This window comes from Pseudoalteromonas luteoviolacea H33-S, assembly GCF_001625695.1.
Taxonomy (GTDB): Bacteria; Pseudomonadota; Gammaproteobacteria; order Enterobacterales; family Alteromonadaceae; genus Pseudoalteromonas; species Pseudoalteromonas luteoviolacea_B.
The window spans coordinates 58188-79967 of the sequence record NZ_AUXY01000069.1 but is presented as its reverse complement, the minus strand read 5'-3'; the positions used below and the strand labels follow the sequence as shown (position 1 = coordinate 79967).

The window sequence follows — 21780 nt, the reverse complement described above, 5'->3', positions numbered from 1 at the left end:
ATTACTGAGCGGTGATATCAAATGTACGCTGCGAAAAAGCATGATCGTGAAATTCAGCCTGCCCAGTATAAGTTACCCTAAGCTGCCCATTACCAGTAAAAACTTTTCCTGTAATAATATTAAGCTCAACATGCGCATTCTTTACTTCTGGGTAAATGGCATAATTGTTAGCAGTTGCTATGTTATGCCACTGCTTAGTACCTTCAGGCTTCCAATCTGCTTGCAGTTTACCTAATGAACTAGCATTGCCTTGTCTATACATGCCAATCAAAATTACTGGCTTGCCAGTCACATCTGTCGCGCGCTTGGCTGAAGTTATTTCTACTTCAGGCGGCAATGTACCTTTGCGATAAACCACAGGGATACTATAGCTTAAAATCATATTCAAGCTTACCCCTATAACCTCAGACTGACTTTGCTTTTCTGTCGGCAGAGCTTGAAATAACAAGTGAGAGCGATATTCACCGCTACTCATACCTTGTTTGCGGCGCAAGGCTAACTTTACTACTTGGCGCTCTCCAGCCTCGAGGTGAACTTGCCTTGGTGTCACTCTCATTAAATGGCTGAGTTTCCATGGCCCCACTTGTTCGGGAAGAAGATCTCGGTATCCACCAGCAGGCAAAGCTTGCTTTTCTTTCCATCCTAAACGATACGTTTTTGCTTCGTTACTGTTGTTGATTAAGAATACTTTTGCAGTACGTTGGCGATCATCAAATACAACTCGTGTAGGCGATATCATTAAAGAAGCCTGAGCAATCTGGCAAAAAAGCAAGATGGCCAAAGAACCTATCATTAAAAAATACTTTTTCATAAAACTTACTTAGTAATTTACTTCAATATTAACCCATACTCGGTATGTACCGTCAGGGTATTGAGTAGGTTGAGCATTTACTTCTAATGTCCCCCCTACTTTTAATAGTGCATTACCTTGCGCGTCACTAAAAACGCGATCTACATGCTCCAATTTAACTAAATTTATCCCTTGTACAGCTAGGTTACTGTGAGAAAGGTGTGGCGTTATTATGCTGGTTGACACAGAGATGTTGTGCAGCGCTGGTAAAGAAGAAATTACTAACTCAGCAGCTTGGCCACCAGATACCAAGTGTACTGAACCACTTGTCATATTTCGCCCATTGACACCAATTTGAACACGGCTGGTGTCACTATGATCAGAAATAAGAATAGTCCCAAAATCCAAAGGCGTAATAACTTCGATACGCGCACTAACCATATTACTCACAATCATGAGTGAGCAATATAATAATGTCCCTAAATATCGTATTTGGCACGCTCTCTTCAAGTGAGTGTTCAGCATCAAAACACTAGTAGCTCAATTCCAGCGTAAAAGTACCAACATAAGCGCCGTCTAAATAATTAGCAGCGTTGCCTGTCGTTGTAGATAAAGTTGCACCGACATTAAAAACAGCCTCACCATTTGCATCTACTTGAATTTGCTTACCAACGACAGGTGTAGAGCTCGACGCCCCTGTTTCTATATAATAAGTAAATGAACCGAGAGTAAAGCCTGCTGCACCGGTGCCACTTCCGACAGACAAAGAGACATCCGTCTCAACAGGATCTGTGATAGATAGACTCGCAAACGGCACGACACCTGATATTTTAAATTGTGCAGGGCTACCAGCAGACAAAATTGCAATTTCAGCATTACTGATATTAGTAGAAGCAACAACAGGTGACTGAGTCGCATCAGCAGGAATAGTTAAAGTCGCAGTATCTGTACCTGTAATATCAGCTACAGCTCGAATTGTACCAAAATCTAAATCTTGATTTTTAACCAACTCAAATGCATTTTTTACCGTAACCTTTGCATCAAAAGTCGCTTTTTGAGCGGCCACAGAATAAAGTGGCAATCCAACAATAATGGCAAATATGCCCAGTTGATTTAAACTCTTTTTCATACTCTTATCCTTTAAAGGCCCTACCAAAAACAAGCAGTGGCGCTTTATATTTATTGCCAACGCATTAAAAGAGTTATTACTCTAAAAAAATACAAAAACAATGTTGTTTGACGCTTGAAATCGCACCCAATAAAGGTACGTTATATCTAATTTTTCAACTCAGAGCAACGCCTTGTAACACTGAACATTACTTTACAAAAGACCTTTGCCTCTTCTAAGGAAGTAAAGCCATTAGCAGTTACATAAAATAAGTTTCTGTTTGGATCAGGCTCAGAAATACTCGCGGTAATACGATTAAATACAAGAGGGTAGCTTTGCCGAATTATATCAATTCGATCTCGTATAACTTGTATTTGAGACGTCGCATTCTCCTGCCTCAAATGAATACCCAATACAACGTCTGGTATTTCCATACTCAGCTCATTAATCACACTTGAGTGCATAACTGCATCGGCGGCGATAGCGCTAGACGCATTCGTCTTCTTATTAAAATCATTTGAGTGTTTTACAACCGTTTGAGCAGGCTGTAATGAGCTGTGAACGTCACGCACTTCAGTTTGTGCAGAGAGCAAATCAAGCAATTGCGTTAAGTCCTCTTCTAAATTAGCCAACCTCTCAATACTGGCTTTATTCTTTTCATATGAAGCTAGCATCGCCTTTTGCGCATATATCGCTTCTTGCTGGGCAACCTTTTCGTCCAGCGATAATTCCAAACGCGAGCACCCAGTTAAATGCAACATGATAAAGATTGAAGCACAAGTTAGTACTACGAACTTGAGAGGCATACAACTCATTCCACCTAAACGACAGCTACAAACGTAACACACTAAAAAGCTAATGCATTAGACTGACTAAAAAAGACTGATTTGTCCAATAAAACGGATAAAAAGATGAGTTTTAGCTCAAAAAGCAGGCAAATGTAAAGTAAATAAGCGAGTAAAAATATCGGTTATTTATCTTAAAAGCTAAACGAGGTGGCTGCAGCACCACCTCACAAAACCGATAATTAACTAAACAGAGAATGGATATTGAATCGCTTCATGATGTTGATAATTGGTCACTTCGAAATCACCCAAAGTCACCCAAGTTTCTAAATCTTCAAACGTTTTAATCTCAGGGTTGATATGAAGCTGAGGTGACTCAAAAGGCGTACGCTTTAACTGCACATCACGCATCAACTCTAGTTGATCTTCATAGATATGTGCATTAACAATTTTATGAAACGCTTTGCCTGCTTCAAGTCCTGTGATCTGTGCCACTAGCTTTAATAAAGTAAAGACTTGTATCGCGTTAAAATTACCGCCCAGAGGCACATCTTGGCTTCGCTGGTAGCTATTCAAATACAATACGCCATCAAGAATTGAAAATTGATGCTGGAACATACATGGGCGCAAGCAGCCCAAATGAAACGATCCAGGGTGATAAAAAGTGATAATTTCGCCTCGGTTATCAATGCCCTTTGATAAGTCATTAATCACCTGCTTAATTAAATCAACACTGCCACCATCTGGTTTTGGGAAATTTCTGGCTACTGCACCATAAACAAACCCCATATCGTCTTCACCTTTACGATTTGGATTATTTAACCAGTCTTGGTTTTCATTTGCGTTTGCATTCCAAGTATTACAGCCAATTTCTCTAAATTGGGCCGCACTGTCATATCCTCGCAAATACCCAAGCAGTTCAGCAATTGCAGCTTTCCAGAAACTTTTTCTTGTTGTATCAAGAGGAAATTCATTTTTATCGACATGATAGGTTAAATCAGCATTGATTATCGTAAGGCACCTTTTTCCTGTTCTTTTGTTCTCAACCCATTTTCCCTCATCAACAATGCGCTGACATAAGTCTAAATATTGGCTCATTACCCAACCCTATCACTCTACAAATTTCAACTGTCCCCTATCATACACTGCATATTGAAGCTAAACCATCATTGCAGTGGTGATAATAAATTGGTATTTAAACAGTAGGTTCTGATGACTCAATTATATCAACCACAATGAATTTCATGAGTATCCATCATTGACCATTTACTTTCCCCTTCATGTATTGTTAGATTAGTGATGATTTAGTTGAAAAAATAATAAATAAGGAAAATCATGAAACTCACTATCAAAAAGAACTCACTCAAAAAATTATCTAACAGCAAAGTACTACAACCAAAGCAGACACACTTGGTCGCTGGTGGTGAACCTGAACTGTGCCCTACAAATGGTCTAAATGCGTGTTTCCAGCAATACTAAACAACACCATTTATAAACTTAACCTATAGTTTGTAAATTATTAAAAAGAAGTAATGCTTGCTAAGCATTACTTCTTGTTTAGATTAGCCTCGGCTAGGCACATCCATTTCAATCTCCTTATTTAACCTCGTCACCTCTTTGCGCTTTATTAAGGAATACAGAGCAGGCAAAACGATTAAAGTTAACACCACAGCACTCGTCATGCCACCAACCAAAGGCGCTGCAATTCGGCTCATCACTTCAGAGCCAGCACCGGCACCGTATAAAATGGGTAGTAACCCGACAATAATGGTCGTCACTGTCATCATAACGGGCCTCACTCTAAGGCCAGCGCCATGTAACAGCGCATTTTGATACTCTTCTAGCGAAATTGAAGCGCCTGTCTGCGAAGCGCGCTCTTTAAGAGACTGGAGAGCTTGGTTTAAATACACCAGCATAATCACCCCAATCTCCACCGCGACACCTGCTAACGCTATAAACCCAACGCCAACAGCCACAGAAAAGTTAAAGCCTTCAAAGTACATCAACCAGATCCCACCAATCATAGCCATTGGCAGTGTCACCATAATCATCAAAACTTCAGTCATGGCTCTGAAATTCAGATATAGCAATATGACAATGATTGCCAACGTTAAAGGCAACACATAAGATAATTTCTCTTGCGCTCTTTGCATATATTCATATTGACCAGCCCAAGAAAGGGAATACCCGGTTGGTAAGTCTAACTCTTGCTCTAAGAAAGCGCGCGCATTGTTCACATAAGAACCGATATCAACACCCTCGATATCAATATAAGTCCAACCATTGAGCCGCGCATTTTCACTTTTGATGCTAGCCGGTCCCGTATCAATATAAATACTAGCAACATCTCCCAGGGTGATTTGAGCGCCTGATGGTGTCACCATAGGCAACTTGGCCAATGACTCTGGTGAGTCTCTATGGTATTGAGGGTAGCGAATATTCACTGGATATCGCTCTTGACCTTCTATAGTTTGGGTAACAGTTGCTCCACCTATGGCGCTAGCCACGACCTGCTGAATATCAGAAATATTGAGCCCAAAGCGACTGGCCTGTATGCGAGAAATGTCGACTTTAATATAACGACCCCCAGCAACGCGCTCAGAGTAAACGGAAGCGGTTCCCTCAAGTGCAGGTAAAATTGCCTCAATTTGCTGGCCGATCTCTTGAATAACGCCCAAATCAGGACCTGCCACCTTAATACCCACAGGCGTTTTGATCCCCGTTGCTAACATATCTATACGTGTTTTTATCGGCATGACCCAAGCATTCGTTAAGCCGGGGAATTTAACCAAACTATTCAATTCTGCCTTTAAGCTTTCTGTTGTAACCCCCTCTCGCCATTGAGATTTTGGTTTTAATTGAATGAAGGTCTCAATCATAGTCAATGGCGCTGGATCGGTTGCCGTTTCTGCACGCCCCACCTTGCCAAATACATTGTTAACCTCAGGCACAGTACGGATTAACTTATCAGTTTGCTGTAAGAGCTCGCGGGCTTTGGCAATAGAAATACCGGGATACGTAGTAGGCATGTACATCAAGTCGCCTTCATCCAGTGGCGGCATAAATTCACTACCAATCTTATTGACCGGATAAAACCCAGCAACTGTAATGAGTACAGCCAATATAATCGTGCTTTTAGGAAAACGCATTACTTGCTTTAATACAGGCATATACACTACCGTTAAAACTCTGTTTAACGGGTTTTTCTTCTCGGATATCACCTTGCCACGAATAAAGTACCCCATCAATACAGGCACCAAAGTAATGGCTAAACCGGCGGATGCTGCCATGGCATAAGTTTTAGTGTAAGCAAGAGGTTCAAACATCCTGCCTTCTTGCGCTTCTAGAATAAACACAGGTAAAAATGATACAGTGATGATAAGGAGGCTAAAAAATAATGCAGGCCCGACTTCACAAGCGGCTTTAGTCACAATTTCCCAGCGATTTTCATCCGTCAGCGGCGTTTTTTCCATATGCTTATGCATATTTTCAATCATCACAATCGCCCCATCTGTCATCGCGCCAATGGCTATTGCAATACCGCCTAACGACATGATATTGGCGTTAATACCTTGCAAGTGCATGATGATGAATGAGGCTAAAATGCCAAGTGGTAATGAAACTACGGCGACCACCGAAGACCTTAAGTGAAATAAAAACACAACACAGATCACAGCCACGACGAACAGTTCTTCTGCTAGCTTTTGCCATAAGTTATCCACTGCAGCTTCGATTAACTGAGCGCGGTCATATACAGGCACAACCTCAACGCCTTCAGGTAAAGATCCCTTCAAAGAAGCAAGCTTTTCCTTTACCCCTTCAATAGTCGCCTGCGCATTTTCACCGGAACGCATCACCACAATACCGCCAACCACTTCCCCTTCGCCATTAAGTTCAGCGATACCACGGCGCATTTGCGGTCCCAAACGCACATCAGCCACGTTTGCAATGGTCAAAGGCACACCATTTTCACTCACCCCAAGCGGGATCTGGGCAATATCAGAAAGCTTATTTATGTAACCTGTTGCCGTTACCATATATTCAGCTTCAGCCATTTCAATTACTGAGGCGCCCATTTCTTGATTGCCTTGCTGCAAAGCAATTTCAATCAAGCTTAAAGGAATGCCATAAGCTCTGAGTTTGTCAGGATCAACTTCTACTTGATACTGCTTAACCATGCCCCCGACGGTAGCCACTTCTGACACGCCGGATACCGTCTGTAATTCATACTTTAAAAACCAATCTTGAAGGCTTCGTAGCTGACTCAGGTCATGGCGACCCGTTTTATCTGTCAATGCATAGATATAAATCCAACCTACGCCAGTAGCGTCCGGTCCAAGCTGCGGCTTTGCAGAACTAGGTAAGTCACTGGCAGCCTGATTCAAATACTCAAGCACGCGGCTGCGTGCCCAGTACATATCTGTATCATCCTCAAAAATAATGTAGACATAAGAGTCTCCAAAAAACGAAAAACCGCGCACCGTTTTTGCGCCAGGCACTGACAGCATAGCGGTACTCAAGGGAAAAGTGACTTGATCTTGCACCACTTGTGGCGCTTGTCCCGGATAACTTGTTTTTATAATCACCTGTACATCTGATAAATCGGGAATGGCATCCACTGGCGTTTGCTTCAATGAATACAAGCCGCCAAAAGTTAAAATAATCGTCAGTAACAGTACCAAAAACCGATTGCTCACCGACCACTTGATAATTGATTCAATCACATCGAACTCCTATCAATGGCCTGCATGAGCATTATGCTCACCGCTGTTAACGTCTTTTATGTCCACGATGACTAAATCGTCTCTGACTTCAAAAGTAAACGTAATTTCCTGAGCAACTTTAAAATCTGCAAGAGGCAGTGACTCGTCCACCACAAAGTCCATAGTTGCAGCAGCTCTGTTCCACTTCTCAATCGCCTCGCGACTGATGTTTACCGTGCGATCTTGGTGAGAAACATGATTAATTACGCCTTTGACAGTCGCCATAGGAATGTGCGGCTCAGCCATAATGTGTATGCCTGTCACCTGATAACTGCCAGATCCAAGCTGTGTCACCTCAAAGTGCAGTGTTTGACCCGCTTTTAATGCATCGAGATCAACCTCTTGCCCAACATCAAAATCCATCGTCATCTCTGGCCAATTCCATGCATCAACAGGTCCATGTGTCACATTTATCTGTCTGCTTTGCTCTGTTACGCTATGCACTTCTCCTTGCATCCACACTGATTTTGGTTTGTCATCGAACGTCATACGCTTAAAATCAGAGCTTTTACTCGACTCTGAATCAATCAAAAACTGGGCAGACGTCACCACCGTCTCGTCTTCATTTAGCCCTGATATAATTTCAATATGCGTTTCATCAATGCGACCAATTTCAACTGCAACCGACTTAAATTGTCCCTCTCCCAATGCTAATACCACTCGATTTTGAGCGCCGGTTCTAATAACGGATTCTTTTGGTACCAACAGTGTATTTTGAGTGCTTTCTGACTTAATCTTTACTCGAGCAAACATATTGGGTTTGAGGGCTTTATCAGTATTCGTAAATTTGAGCCGCACACGCAAGGTACGATTTGACGCCTCCAAACTAGGGTATACATAATCGACCAGCCCTTGCCACGACCTATTCGGTAAATAATCTAACGTCATTTCAACGGGCAGCCCGACTTTGATAAGACTTGCTTCGCGTCCAAATACTTCAACCTCCACCCAAACATGATCAAGCTGACCTATGCTCATCATCGTCGTACCAGGCTGAACATAATAACCTTCACGGATCTTCAGGTTTTTAACGACACCAGATTGTGGTGTATAAAAGGTGACTGTTTGGCGGACTTGCTTGGTTTTTATCAACTGTTCAATAAAATCGGTCGACATTTTTAACGCGCGTAACCGCTTCGTGGCTGCCTCAATCAATTGTTGATCAGCCTGATTCAACGCGACCAACATCTCTTTTTGTGCATTAACTAACTCAGGTGAGTACAAATCATAAAGGGCCTGCCCTTGTTCAACCTCATCACCTACAGCCTTCACATATAGGTTGTCTACCCAACCATCTACACGAGGGTGAATGTGAACTAATCTATGTTCATCATACTGCACATAACCCACAGTATTAATGTCTTGTTGCAATGCGCCTAATGTCACTTTGGCCGTTCTAACCCCAAGATTATTGACCACATGGGGAGAGATTTTTACCACCCCAGGGCCAAACTTGTCCTCGCCTTGAGACTCTTCATAAACGGGAACAAGATCCATACCCATTGGCGATTTGCCTGGCTGGTCACGTCGATAATTCGCATCCATTGGCGCAACCCAGTAAAGCGGCTTTTTTTCATCAGCAGCGCTTTTTTGGGTATCGACCATCGTATGCTGACTATCGAGCAATGTGACAACACCTGCGCCAATCACCATACCCACTGTCATAGCGATTACTATTTTTACAACTGGCGCACTCATCATATTTTCCCCCAATCCATCATAGGCATTACTTCATCTGGCTGAAAATTATTGAATACACCAGCAGTCATTAATTGAACAATTAAAATCCGCATTAAAATTGCTCCTCATATTTACTAATTTCAGCAAATACTTGGCTGCTGCCGTCAGCCATCAACACCAATACTTGATATGGGTGAAAACGCTGACCGACTTCCATGCCTGGGGAGCCAAGTGGCATAGCTGGCACAGATAAACCGATCGCCCCTTTCACCGGTGTAGCTAAAAATTGCTTGATGAATTTCGCAGGCACATGGCCCTCAAACACATAACCACCGTCACTCACACCAGTATGGCAAGACTGATAACGCGGCTTAATGTTTAATTGACTTTTCACATTACCTAAATCCTGCAAATCATATACTTGATGGGTGATACCTTGTTGAGATAAGTGACTTAACCATTTAACACAACACCCACATGTTGGTGTTTTGTATACCTTGAGCTTTGGCTGCTCAACAACTTGTTGTGCTTGAGCTAAATTATGAAAGTTACATATAGCAACGATGAATAACACATACGTGACAAACTTAAATTTAAACATTCTGGAACTCATTTTTATTTGAAAAATGCCATCTCTGATGTTTCAAAAGTAATTGAAAATACTTTTTGCACCATAAAACGCGATACAGCTGGATGGCTGAATATTAAAAAACTATTTTTTGGGCACAATAACCCTAGAGTTAGGCCAGAATGGGGGGCTTGTAGACAGTATTTATTAACTGGTTAGGTGAACCAGAATAGGCAGATAAAGGCTTTTCTGTTACCTGTTTAAACGTGGTAAATACGGAAGACTCACTCATAAAAAGAGAAAATGGCGCACATAAGCTTGTTGGACATGCACACTCGGTTTCACAGCAATCCATCTCGTGGTGAGATGGCATAGAATGATTCATAGTACTGTACTGATGGTGGTTATCAGAGGCATCATGGCTAGGCAAATGCATAGACATCGCAGCTTTTGCCCCTGGCATATCGTGATCACAGATCATCTCTGCTTGCGCAACCGGCTGAAACACAGACATCACAAACACAATAGCAACGAGCAAAAGCTGCAAGGCACTGTATGTTTTTTTTGATGCGGATGAGTAATTCAAGTGTTTCAACTTCATTTAGCGTAATTACTATTACTATAACGCTAAATTGACCATTAATAAATTGCTGTTTGTGTTTAGCGAAGAAGCTGCTTCGCTAAACACCCAATTAAGCTATGCTGTTTTTGTCGCTTCACGTCGGTGTGCCCACACCATCAAACCGAGACCACCTATGATCATAGGTAGTGATAAGATTTGGCCTTGAGAAATCACACCTGCATACAAGCCAATATGCGAATCTGGTTCACGGAAGTATTCAATCGCAAACCTAAATGTACCATAACCCAACAAGAACAGGCCTGCGATGCTGCCAGCTGGACGAGGCTGCTTACGATACCAAACTAAAATCAAAAATAAGACCAGCCCTTCAAATAAGGCTTCATACAATTGAGACGGATGTCTTGGTACATTACCACCTGACGGGAATATAAACGCCCATGGCACATCCGTTTGACGGCCCCAAAGCTCGCCATTTATAAAGTTTCCAATTCGACCGGCTAACAGCCCGACAGGTACCATAGGCACAACAAAGTCTCCCACTGTCAAAGGGGATTTATTGGTGCGCCATGCAAAAATGAAAATTGCAGTTATTACACCTAATGCGCCACCATGGAAAGACATCCCTCCTTCCCATACTTTAAATAGCATAAGCGGATCGGATAAAAAGGCAGAGAAATTATAAAACAACACATAACCAACGCGGCCGCCTAAGATAACTCCCAGCATACCGTAAAAAAGCAGATCACTGACTTGGTCTTTGGTCCATCCCGAATTGGGCTTTTCCGCTTCTTTATTTGCCCACCACATTGCAAATGCAAAGCCTATTAAGTACATAAGGCCGTACCAACGGACACTTAAAGGCCCGACTGAAAAAATAATCGGATCGATTTCCGGAAACTGCAAAGCCATCGCTTTCCCTCATTAAAATAACGTTTTGCTTGTATACATACGCAAGATGAACACAAACACCTTTTTAATTGTTTCTACTGGTCAATTATGTGTGGCTTTCACACTCCGTCATGTTCAAAGCCCAGAAGTCAGTACCATACCAAATAAATCAGTTAAGTAAACATACCTTAAGAGCCTCTTATTAAAAGTTAACTTTTCACTACGGGACATTTTGACAACAGTAAGCCACACACCTCGCCTTTAAATTAAATCTTTTAGAATATCAATATCGCTGGGGTTAGTAATAGTGCATGCCATATCTACTTTCAAAGCGGTCGCTGGTAAAAAATATGTAAGTGATTACTTTCATCAAATATCACATCCTTTCCAAAGGGTATTGAGTTGAGCTTACCGATAGGCAGTGATTGGCAATAAATAAACGAATATAACATGATAAGTTATAGTCTGAGCGTGAATAACTATCGTGACAAGTTAGAGATTATCAGCTCCGCTTTGGGTATAAATAATTTCACTTAGGCCTTGCTCAACAATAAAGTCTCTCAAATAGCGATGTACTTGGATTGCACTGGATGCTCGCAAGCATTGCTCAAGCAATGCCTCCATATCCTTTACCTTCAACCTTCTCAGAACCCATTTAACTTTGTTTAATGAAGATATATTCATACTTAACTTGCGATACCCCATTGCGACGAGCAAAATAGCCCCCTCAGGTTCAGAACCCAGTTCGCCGCACAAGCTAAACGGTAACTCCAATGCCTGGCACTCTTTTGCAATGCTATTTAACGCCCTCAAAACGCTGGGGTGATAAGGCTCAAATAATTTAGCCACCCGTGAATTCGCTCGATCTACTGCAAGTAAGTATTGAGTCAGGTCATTGCTTCCGACAGAGCAAAAATCGACTTTATTGGCCCACTCAGGTAACAAAAATATACTGGAGGGGACCTCAATCATGACTCCGACTTCAGGTTTGTCAATTTGATAAAACTGATCTGCCCACTCTTCTTGCAGTTCAAAGTAAGCTTGCTCCAACAGCGCTAATGCGTCATCAACCTCTTCTGTGTGGCTGATCATTGGCAACATGATCCGTAAGTTACCTAAACCAGCATTTGCCTTGATCATGGCTTTTAATTGATCAAGAAAAAGCTCAGGGTGGTCTAAAGTAATGCGAACACCACGCCAACCTAAAAATGGATTCTCTTCTTCAATATCAAAGTAATCTAAGACTTTATCACCCCCAATATCCAGTGTTCTCATCACAACAGGTTCAGGGTGATATGATGACAATACCTCTCTATAACATTGCTCCTGCTCAGCTTGAGATGGGAACTGTCCGCGGCGCATAAACCAAGACTCTGTACGATATAGACCCACACCATCGCTAAATTTAGCGCTGACGTGCTCTGTAGATAGATCAAGACCAGCATTTAGCAATAAGCTGATCCGCTCACCGTCGAGAGTAACGGGAGGTAAGTCATGTTCAGCATCAAACTTATCATGTAACTGACTCTCTTTTTGCCGAAGCGCCTCATACTCTTTTTTCAAGACTTTAGAGGGGGAGATATATACCTTGCCAGCATAGGCATCCAAAATGATGTGTTTATCTTCAAATTGTAAGAGCGGTAGATTTTCGATACCCCAAATCGCAGGGATCCCCATTGCGCGAGTCAAAATCGAAGCATGGGAGTTCGCTGAGCCGTGCACACTGACCACACCCACTAAGTTTTCTTTAGGAACTTGCGCTAGCATTGTTGGTGTCAGAGTTTCAGCCACTAAGATAGTTTGCTCATGGTAGGACTTAGAGACTGATTCAGTACTGACAAGATGATGAAGTACCCGTAGCCCTAGATCTTTTACATCTACAGCACGCTCTTTGATATAAGGATCCTGCATTGCTTCAAACTGTGTGACTAAATCTTCTATCACATGTTTCAGTGCCGACTTAGCATCCCACCCAAGTTCCATTTCCTTTGTTACTTGCTGGCCTAAGCTGCGTGCATCTAATAGCTGTTGATATACTTCAAATACCGCTAACGCCTCTTTAGGTAACGTTAAAGAGAGTCGGTTAGCTAAAACATGAAATTCATGACGCGTCGCCTCAACAGCCTGCTTAAACAGCTTTTTTTGCTCAGATAGATTGTCACTTTGAGTAGATTCAATACTTGAGAAATCAAGTTTGGGAAGCACTATATAAGCTTTGCCCAATGCAATACCAGGCGTACTTGCAACGCCTTTTAATACAGATGTTTTATGATTGCTGGCATCTTGTTTAAGTAACGTTTGTAGTTCAACGTGAGCGAGTTGTGAAGCGAGCTGCGCTGATAAAGTAATCAGAAAAGACTCTTCGTCGTTACTGAATTCTCGGGTCTTTTTTTGTTGAACAACAATGACCCCTAAAACCTTTCGCTGGTGGACCATTGGCACTGACAAAAAGGCATTGTACCCTTCTTCTTTCACCTCTGGTGAATGCTTAAAGCGAGGGTGAATTTGCGCTTGGGCAATGTTAATCGTTTCTTCGCGCTGAGCTACAAGGCCAACTAAGCCTTCAGTAAAACCAATACGAAATTTTCCCACCGCATCTGGATTAAGGCCATCGCTGGCCATTAAAACAAAATTATCTTGACTGTAATCTGCAAAATAAACCGAGCAACAGTCTGTTTGCATTGCGTTTTTGACCATTGCAACGAAAAGGTTTAACGCGTCACTTAAGTTGTCTTGCTGAGAGACCGATTGAGCTATTGACCTTAACGTTGCTAGCACTTTGATACCCTATTTACCGTCTTCGCCAATGATCTTTATGATTATGTTCTTTTCGGTTAAAAGGCATAGCAAAAGGTGCAAACTCCTTCATCACTCGGCGATAAACATCTCTTTTAAACGAAACAACTTGACGTACTGGGTACCAATAACTCACCCAACGCCAATCATCAAACTCTGGATGATGCGTTCTGAGTAGATCTACCTCTTCATCTTTGCACCTTAACTTGAGTAGAAACCACTTCTGCTTTTGCCCAATGCAAACTGGACTTGAGTCTTTGCGGATCAACCTCTTAGGTAGCTTATACCTCAACCAATGTTTTGAGCTCGCGACAATTTCGACGTCCTCAGGCCTAAGCCCTACTTCTTCATGAAGCTCTCTATACATGGTTTGTTCAGGGGTTTCACCTTCGTCCACGCCCCCTTGGGGAAACTGCCATGAGTGCTGACCGTAGCGCCTTGCCCAAAAAACTTGCCCTTGGTTGTTACATATGACAATTCCCACATTGGCACGAAATCCTTCGGCATCAATCACCTTAGCGCCTCATTCTTATGTCTATTTTATTTGATTGTTCCATATCTCGATGGCATCAGCAAATATTATTCCTGCTTTTACTCAAGTTACTCACAGCTTGTGCATAAGTCAGTGTAAACAAGTCGATTTTACAAACAAATCCACAAATCTAGTACCAAAAAGCCAACTTCTCCACAGAAACTGTGGATAATATTGTTTATATATCTGTATTTATCCAATTTATTACCAAAAAGGTGATACTTTAAACCATGTAAAAACACATAAAACATATATATATCAATGCATTAAAGTATTCACAGTACTTTTTTTGTTGGGTAAAATAGCAGCAACACGCATCAGTACAAAAAACGCTCAACCCAAGTTAATCCACAGTTTCTGTAAATTCTGGTAAAATCTCAACATCAAAATCACTATAAGATCCTAATTATGCTTCGACCCTCTCCCCCAACAAGCATTGCTGAATTACTGCTTCGCGTTGAGGCTATCGCAGGGTTAACACTGGGCGAGCTCGCAGCCCAGTACCATTTTAAAAGCCCAGATGATTTGCTCAGAGAAAAGGGCTGGCCAGGTCAGCTGATTGAATATGTGTTAGGTGCCAGTGCTGGCTCAAAGCCAGTGCCGGACTTTGAACATATAGGTGTAGAGCTCAAAACGCTCCCTCTCAGTTATGCTGGTAAACCATTAGAAACCACCTATGTATCAGTTGTGCCGCTGACGAATCTAACCGGGCTGACTTGGCAAAACTCCAGTGTGAAAAAAAAGCTTAACCACGTGTTATGGTTACCAATATTAGCCGAACGTGATATTGCTCCCATAGATAGAACGGTGGGCAGCGGTTTTTTGTGGCAACCAAATGCAGTACAGGAAGCCCAGCTGCAACGTGATTGGGAAGAACAAATTGAATTAATTGCACTCGGTCGGGTAGATGAAATATCAGGTCATCTTGGAGAGGTTATGCAGATCCGACCAAAAGCTGCCAATAGTAAAGTGTTGACTGATGCTATTGGTCCACAAGGCGGATTAATCAAAACACTGCCCAGAGGGTTTTATTTAAAAACGCAATTTACCCAAAACATACTGGCACAGTATTTTAGTCATTAATTTGTGTCATTAAACAAGCATAAAAAAAGCCATGCAATTGCATGGCTTTTTAAATTCAAATAAAAGTCGATTATTGACCTTTAATCTCTGAACGACCTTTGTAAACAGCCTTATCACCTAGCGCTTCTTCAATACGTAGTAGCTGGTTGTACTTAGCTACACGATCTGAACGGCATAGTGAACCTGTTTTGATTTGACCAGCAGCAGTACCTACAGCAAGATCTGCAATTGTTGCATCTTCAGTTTCACCTGAACGGTGAGAGATAACAGCTGTGAAACCAGCGTCTTGTGCCATCTTAATGGCATCAAGCGTCTCTGAAAGAGAACCGATTTGGTTAAACTTGATCAAAATAGAGTTACCGATTTGCTCATCGATACCACGCTTTAAGATCTTGGTGTTAGTTACGAATAAATCGTCGCCTACTAGCTGTACTTTGTCGCCGATCTTATCTGTTAGGATTTTCCAACCATCCCAATCGCTTTCATCTAAACCGTCTTCGATAGATACGATAGGGTAGCGTGCAGCTAGATCTGCTAGGAAGTCTGCAAAGCCTTCTGAATCGAACGCTTTACCTTCACCACTTAGGTCATATTTGCCATCTTTATAGAACTCTGAAGATGCACAGTCTAAAGCAAGTGTTACGTCTTTGTTCATTTCGTAGCCCGCTGCTGCAACCGCTTCTACGATAACTTCTAGTGCTTCTTCATTTGACTTAAGATCCGGTGCGAAACCACCTTCATCACCTACGGCAGTGTTTAAGCCACGTGCGCTCAGTACTTTTTTCAAGCTGTGGAAAATCTCTGCACCCATACGTAGCGCTTCACGGAAGCTTGATGCGCCCACTGGCTGAACCATGAACTCTTGAATATCAACATTGTTGTCAGCATGCTCACCACCATTGATGATGTTCATCATAGGTACTGGCATAGAGAATTGACCTGCAGTACCGTTAATGTCTGCAATGTGCTCATATAAAGCAACGCCTTTCTCTTGCGCAGCCGCTTTAGCTGTTGCAAGCGATACTGCTAAAATTGCGTTTGCACCTAGCTTTTCTTTATTTTCTGTACCATCTAGGTCAAGCATAATTTGGTCAACTGCACGTTGCTCTAGTGCATTTTGGCCCTCTAGCGCTTGTGCAATTTCTTTATTTACGAAGTTTACTGCGGTTAGTACACCTTTACCCAAGTAACGAGACTTATCACCATCACGTAATTCAAGTGCTTCGCGAGTTCCTGTTGACGCACCTGACGGTGCACATGCGCGGCCCCAAGCACCCGAGTCTAAATGAACATCGGCTTCAACGGTTGGGTTACCACGTGAGTCCATAACTTCACGGCCAATCACTTTTACGATTTTTGACATCTTGATTCCTCTTTTCCCAAAGTGGTGAGTGTTTTTATTTCTGCTTAATTCGCATTGCTATGCAACCGTATTAGTGTGTTTCAGTCACATAGCAATACCATAGGTATTAAAACAAAAAAGCCGTGCACTCGTGCACGGCTTTTCCTTTATGAGTTTTCTTTTTGGTAGCTGAATGCTGCACCAACAAACCCTTCAAATAATGGGTGTCCATCACGCGGGGTAGAGGTAAACTCAGGGTGGAACTGAGCCGCAATAAACCAAGGGTGATCCTTGTTCTCAATGATCTCCACCAGCTTTTTATCTTCAGATAAGCCTGTGAATGCCAATCCTGCTTGCTCTAGTTTCTCAACAAAGTTGTTGTTCACTTCGTAGCGGTGACGGTGACGCTCAGTAATTTCTGCATTGCCGTATACTTCGCGAACCTTTGAACCTTCAGCTAAGTGACAAAGTTGAGCACCAAGGCGCATTGTGCCGCCTAAATCAGACTGCTCGGTACGTGTTTCAACATTACCGTCAGCATCAAGCCACTCAGTGATCAAACCAACAACTGGGTTAGGTGTATTTGCATCAAACTCTGTTGAGTTTGCGTTTTCAAGACCTGCAACATTACGTGCATACTCGATAAGCGCAACTTGCATACCCAAGCAAATGCCTAAATATGGTACTTTGTTTTCACGCGCATATTTAGCAGCTAGGATCTTACCTTCAACACCACGGTTACCAAATCCACCAGGGACTAGGATCGCATCTAGGTGATCAAGAAGCTCAGTACCCTTGCTTTCAATATCTTGAGAATCAACGTATTCGATATTTACCGTTACACGGTTTTTCAAACCTGCATGCTTTAACGCTTCGTTGACTGATTTGTATGCATCTGGCAGTTCAATATACTTACCAACCATACCAATCGTTACTTCACCCGTAGGGTTAGACTCTTGATACAGTACCTGCTCCCACTCAGATAAATCTGCTTCAGGGCACTCTAGGTAGAAACGGCGACAAACTAAGTTATCTAGCTCTTGTGATTTTAATAATGCAGGGATCTTATAGATGCTATCTACATCTTGAAGAGAGATAACCGCTTTTTCTTCTACGTTAGTGAAAAGTGCAATTTTTGCTCTTTCATTTGCAGGCAGCTTACAGTTTGAACGACAAACAAGGATATCAGGCTGGATACCGATTGAACGTAATTCTTTAACTGAATGCTGAGTCGGTTTAGTTTTCACTTCACCTGCGGCACCAAGGAAAGGTACTAATGTTAGGTGCATAAACAAAGCGTGCTCACGACCAAGCTCTGTGCCTAACTGACGAATAGCTTCAAGGAATGGCTGTGATTCAATATCACCAACCGTACCACCGATCTCTACGATTGCAATATCGTAGCCTTCAGCGCCTTCAATAACGCGACGCTTAATGTCATTGGTGATATGAGGAATAACTTGGATTGTTGCGCCTAGGTATTCACCTTTACGCTCACGACGTAACACGTCTTCAAATACACGACCTTGCGTAAAGTTATTACGGCTTGTCATTTTGGTGCGAATGAAACGCTCATAGTGACCAAGGTCTAGGTCAGTTTCCGCCCCGTCTTCGGTTACGAAAACTTCACCATGCTGAATTGGGCTCATTGTGCCCGGGTCAACATTGATATAAGGATCCAGCTTAAGAATAGTCACGTTAAGGCCACGTGCCTCTAAGATCGCAGCTAATGATGCAGCTGCAATACCTTTACCCAAGGAGGAAACAACTCCGCCCGTTACGAAGATAAATTTTGTACTCATGCGAACCCTAGAATATCAAGGAAAATGGAATTTAAATAAGAATCAAGACGGGGCGATAGTATAGCAAAAACGTGATTAGCAATCCAGCAAAAATTGTCTACTCAAGCAGCGGATTTACTTTGCACGCTTTTTTATCAGCTCCCAAGCCTCATCCATTTGTGCAAGGCTTGCCTCTTCTAAGGTTAAGTTTTGCTTAGCCAAAACCCCTTCAATTTGCACAAAGCGATTGCTAAATTTTCGTGTTGCTTGGCGTAACAGTTGTTCAGGGTCGCGTTTCGTATGACGAATAACATTCACCGTGGCAAACAATAAATCACCTAGCTCTTCTGCACTGTGCTCAGAATAGGGATCATGCGCTAAGGCTTCTTTTACTTCATCGACCTCTTCTTCAACCTTGTCTAACGCACCTTGATAGTCTGGCCAATCAAACCCTAATGACGCCGCACGCTTTTGAATTTTTTTAGCACGAGTAAGTGCAGGCAGACCTTGCAGCACATCAGCACCAAATTCGGGCTTTTCTTTACGCTCTGATTGTTTAATCGCTTCCCACTGTGCATCCAGCTCCTGCTCAGTCAATGACGCTTTTTTATCGAAGACATGGGGATGACGCCTAACCAGTTTGTCATTGAGTCCAGCGATAATAGACTCAAAATCAAATAGCCCTGCTTCTTTACCAAGCTGAGCATAAAAGATCACTTGAAATAGCAGATCTCCCAGTTCATCTTTAAGCGCTACATAATCTTGCTGCTCAATGGCATCAGCCACCTCATGCGCCTCTTCAAGGGTATGAGGCACAATAGAGCTAAAATCTTGCTGCTTATCCCAATCACACCCTTTCTGTGGGTCGCGCAGCGTGGCCATGATCTCTAGCAATCGATGTATATTTTCACTCATTGTTTACTCTCAATGTTGTCGCTTCGCTTCAAACACGCCTTCGGTTTGCAGCAATTTAGTCAGTAAGCGATTCGTCGCAGATAAATCACCCACTTCAATTTTCATTGTGAAAATGGCAACCCCTTTTTCATGCTGTGTTTGCACATTCATGTTGAGCACATTGACTTTTTCATTCGCTAAAATGGCACTGATATCACGAATAAGGCCCTGCCTGTCATTGGCTTCGATGCGAATGGTTATCTCATAAAATGATTGCACATCTTCAGACCAACTCACGGCAATTTCTCGCTCAGGATGCTGCTGCGTAATATGTGCAAATGAGTCACAATCAGCACGGTGTACCGCGATACCTCGGCCTTGCGTAATGTAGCCCACTATCTCATCACCCGGTACAGGCTGACAACATTTAGCAACATGGCTCAGCAAGCTGCCCACACCTTCAACCACAATCCCGTTTTTATCGCCTTTATGTTTTTTACGTGTGCTGAGCTTTAATTTAGGCTCAACCTCAGGTTTATCCTGTATAAAGTTCAAGAACTGATTGATACGCACATCGCCCGCACCAATCGCCACCATCAAGTCATCTAGCTCTCTAAAGTTAAAGCGCTCAATGGCTGGCTCTAATTCTTTGTAACCGATATCCAACTTTTGTAAGTGACTATCTAGAATCTCCTTACCCGCTTGCAGATTTTTATCTCTGTCTTGCTGTTTAAACCAGTGGTGAATTTTGCTGCGTGCCCGAGAAGAGTATATATAACCCAAAGATGGATTAAGCCAATCACGACTTGGAGATGGGTTTTTCTGCGTTAATATCTCTATTTGATCACCAGTAGACAGCTTATACGTAAACGGGACAATTTTGCCAAAAACCTTAGCACCAATGCAGCGATGTCCGACATTTGAGTGAATATAATAAGCAAAATCCAGCGGTGTTGAGCCCAGTGGCAAATCAAAAATATCTCCGCGTGGCGTAAATACATACACGCGATCTTCCACGACTTGATTTTTAAGTTCCTCGGCAAACTCACTACCATCAACCACTTCTTCTTGCCATTGCAGTAGCTTTCTTAGCCAACTAATTTTTTGCTCATAACCCGAGCCGCGTCCAGGCAGTGCACCTTCTTTATACATCCAATGTGCCGCGACCCCCATCTCAGCATCTTTATGCATATCATGAGTACGGATCTGGATTTCGACTGTCTTGCCTTCAGGTCCAAACACAACAGTGTGAATAGACTGATAGCCATTTGGCTTAGGCGTTGCGACATAATCATCGAACTCTTTATTCAGATGGCGCCAGTTTGTATGCACAATACCAAGAGCAGCGTAACAATCCTGCAATTGGTCAACCACGATACGCATAGCGCGGATATCAAATAACTGCTCGAACTCATAATTTTTTTGCGACATCTTTTTATAAATACTAAAGATGTGCTTTGGACGACCATACACCTCTGCTTTTACATTAGCGTCAGCCAGCTTTTGCTGCACAGCTGAGACCATGTCGCTCATATACGCTTCTCGTGCAAGGCGTTTATCAGCCAGCTTTTTAGCAATGGTTTTATAGCTGCCAGGATGTAAATAACGAAACGAGAGATCTTCAAGTTCCCACTTTAGTTGGCCAATACCCAGACGATTGGCCAGTGGGGCAAAAATATTGGCGGTTGTTTTTGCTGCAACCACACGCTCTTCTTCAGACGCGTCTTTCACACTTCGGAGGTAGCAGATCTGCTCCGCAAGCTTGATCACCACCGCGCGCACATCTTCTACCATCGCCAATAGCATGCGACGAATTTTATCAATTTGGACATTCCCTTTGCTCTGATGAGCCAAGGTGCTGATTGACGCCATTTGCTCAACGCCTTTGAGCAACAGGGCAATGTTTTCACCAAGCGCTTTTTCAACCGCTTCAATATCAAGTTGCTGAGCAATAAAATAAGGGGTTAAAAATGCCCCCGCGAGGGATTCTGAGTCAAAATTCAGCTCAGCCAAGATCTCAACCATCTCAATGGCTTTTTCTAACAGATCTTCATTGGTTTCTGCGGGGCACAAAGCATATGCCTCACTGAGTCGATCGGTTTTATCCTCTGACAGCTTTAACAACGCTAATCGCGCGTCAAAATCTGCTGGCAAAGTGGTATGGTGAGATTGGCGAGTCGCTACCAT

General features: G+C 42.6%; 18 protein-coding genes. 2 read left to right on the top strand and 16 right to left on the bottom strand.

Annotation, left to right across the window (positions count from 1 at the left end; all coding sequences use genetic code 11):
* Position 1 precedes the first annotated feature (1 nt).
* The 5 genes from N477_RS10285 to N477_RS10265 form a co-directional block, all read right to left on the bottom strand.
* A complete protein-coding gene (locus N477_RS10285; protein WP_081216329.1) occupies positions 2 to 811 on the bottom strand; it encodes a molecular chaperone in 810 nt (269 codons plus the stop codon).
* A 9-nt stretch (positions 812 to 820) separates the two neighbouring features.
* Entirely contained in the window at positions 821 to 1246 is a 426-nt protein-coding gene (locus tag N477_RS10280) for a DUF4402 domain-containing protein (RefSeq protein ID WP_063360367.1), read from the bottom strand.
* A gap of 76 nt (positions 1247 to 1322) precedes the next feature.
* Positions 1323 to 1919 carry a DUF4402 domain-containing protein gene (locus N477_RS10275; RefSeq protein ID WP_063360368.1) on the bottom strand — a complete coding sequence of 199 codons (597 nt, stop codon included), beginning with the start codon at positions 1917 to 1919 and terminating at the stop codon, positions 1323 to 1325.
* A 146-nt stretch (positions 1920 to 2065) separates the two neighbouring features.
* On the bottom strand, positions 2066 to 2632 hold the full coding sequence (locus N477_RS10270; protein WP_155731860.1) for a hypothetical protein: 567 nt from the start codon (positions 2630 to 2632) through the stop codon (positions 2066 to 2068).
* Positions 2633 to 2929: 297 nt separating this feature from the next.
* Positions 2930 to 3781 (bottom strand): thymidylate synthase, encoded by an 852-nt coding sequence (locus N477_RS10265; protein WP_063360370.1) that lies wholly within the window; start codon positions 3779 to 3781, stop codon positions 2930 to 2932.
* Between the two features lie 237 nt (positions 3782 to 4018).
* On the opposite strand from N477_RS10265, the gene N477_RS26005 reads away from it, so the two are divergent.
* Positions 4019 to 4162: a hypothetical protein gene (locus tag N477_RS26005; RefSeq protein ID WP_155731859.1), complete on the top strand. Its 144-nt coding sequence runs from the start codon at positions 4019 to 4021 to the stop codon at positions 4160 to 4162.
* Between the two features lie 83 nt (positions 4163 to 4245).
* Here the strand turns inward: N477_RS26005 and N477_RS10260 are convergent, their stop codons facing one another.
* The 7 genes from N477_RS10260 to rppH form a co-directional block, all read right to left on the bottom strand.
* Positions 4246 to 7407 (bottom strand): efflux RND transporter permease subunit, encoded by a 3162-nt coding sequence (locus N477_RS10260; protein ID WP_063360371.1) that lies wholly within the window; start codon positions 7405 to 7407, stop codon positions 4246 to 4248.
* Between the two features lie 12 nt (positions 7408 to 7419).
* Entirely contained in the window at positions 7420 to 9144 is a 1725-nt protein-coding gene (locus N477_RS10255; RefSeq protein WP_063360427.1) for an efflux RND transporter periplasmic adaptor subunit, read from the bottom strand.
* A gap of 94 nt (positions 9145 to 9238) precedes the next feature.
* A complete protein-coding gene (locus tag N477_RS10250) occupies positions 9239 to 9739 on the bottom strand; it encodes a DUF411 domain-containing protein (RefSeq protein WP_419555239.1) in 501 nt (166 codons plus the stop codon).
* 127 nt (positions 9740 to 9866) lie between these two features.
* Entirely contained in the window at positions 9867 to 10295 is a 429-nt protein-coding gene (locus N477_RS10245) for a hypothetical protein (RefSeq protein ID WP_063360373.1), read from the bottom strand.
* A 96-nt stretch (positions 10296 to 10391) separates the two neighbouring features.
* Entirely contained in the window at positions 10392 to 11186 is a 795-nt protein-coding gene (lgt, locus tag N477_RS10240; RefSeq protein ID WP_063360374.1) for a prolipoprotein diacylglyceryl transferase, read from the bottom strand.
* Between the two features lie 471 nt (positions 11187 to 11657).
* Positions 11658 to 13943 (bottom strand): phosphoenolpyruvate--protein phosphotransferase, encoded by a 2286-nt coding sequence (gene ptsP, locus N477_RS10235; RefSeq protein ID WP_063360375.1) that lies wholly within the window; start codon positions 13941 to 13943, stop codon positions 11658 to 11660.
* A gap of 13 nt (positions 13944 to 13956) precedes the next feature.
* Entirely contained in the window at positions 13957 to 14475 is a 519-nt protein-coding gene (gene rppH / locus N477_RS10230; RefSeq protein ID WP_063360376.1) for an RNA pyrophosphohydrolase, read from the bottom strand.
* Positions 14476 to 14901: 426 nt separating this feature from the next.
* Between rppH and mutH the strand changes: the two genes are divergently transcribed.
* Entirely contained in the window at positions 14902 to 15576 is a 675-nt protein-coding gene (mutH, locus tag N477_RS10225) for a DNA mismatch repair endonuclease MutH (RefSeq protein WP_063360377.1), read from the top strand.
* Positions 15577 to 15646: 70 nt separating this feature from the next.
* Here mutH and eno read toward each other — a convergent pair whose 3' ends face one another.
* The 4 genes from eno to relA form a co-directional block, all read right to left on the bottom strand.
* Complete coding sequence (gene eno / locus N477_RS10220; RefSeq protein WP_039608512.1) at positions 15647 to 16939, bottom strand: phosphopyruvate hydratase; 1293 nt, start codon at positions 16937 to 16939, stop codon at positions 15647 to 15649.
* A gap of 146 nt (positions 16940 to 17085) precedes the next feature.
* Complete coding sequence (locus tag N477_RS10215; protein WP_063360378.1) at positions 17086 to 18720, bottom strand: CTP synthase; 1635 nt, start codon at positions 18718 to 18720, stop codon at positions 17086 to 17088.
* A gap of 114 nt (positions 18721 to 18834) precedes the next feature.
* Positions 18835 to 19614: a nucleoside triphosphate pyrophosphohydrolase gene (mazG, locus tag N477_RS10210; RefSeq protein WP_063360379.1), complete on the bottom strand. Its 780-nt coding sequence runs from the start codon at positions 19612 to 19614 to the stop codon at positions 18835 to 18837.
* A 9-nt stretch (positions 19615 to 19623) separates the two neighbouring features.
* On the bottom strand, positions 19624 to 21780 hold the full coding sequence (gene relA / locus N477_RS10205) for a GTP diphosphokinase (protein ID WP_063360380.1): 2157 nt from the start codon (positions 21778 to 21780) through the stop codon (positions 19624 to 19626).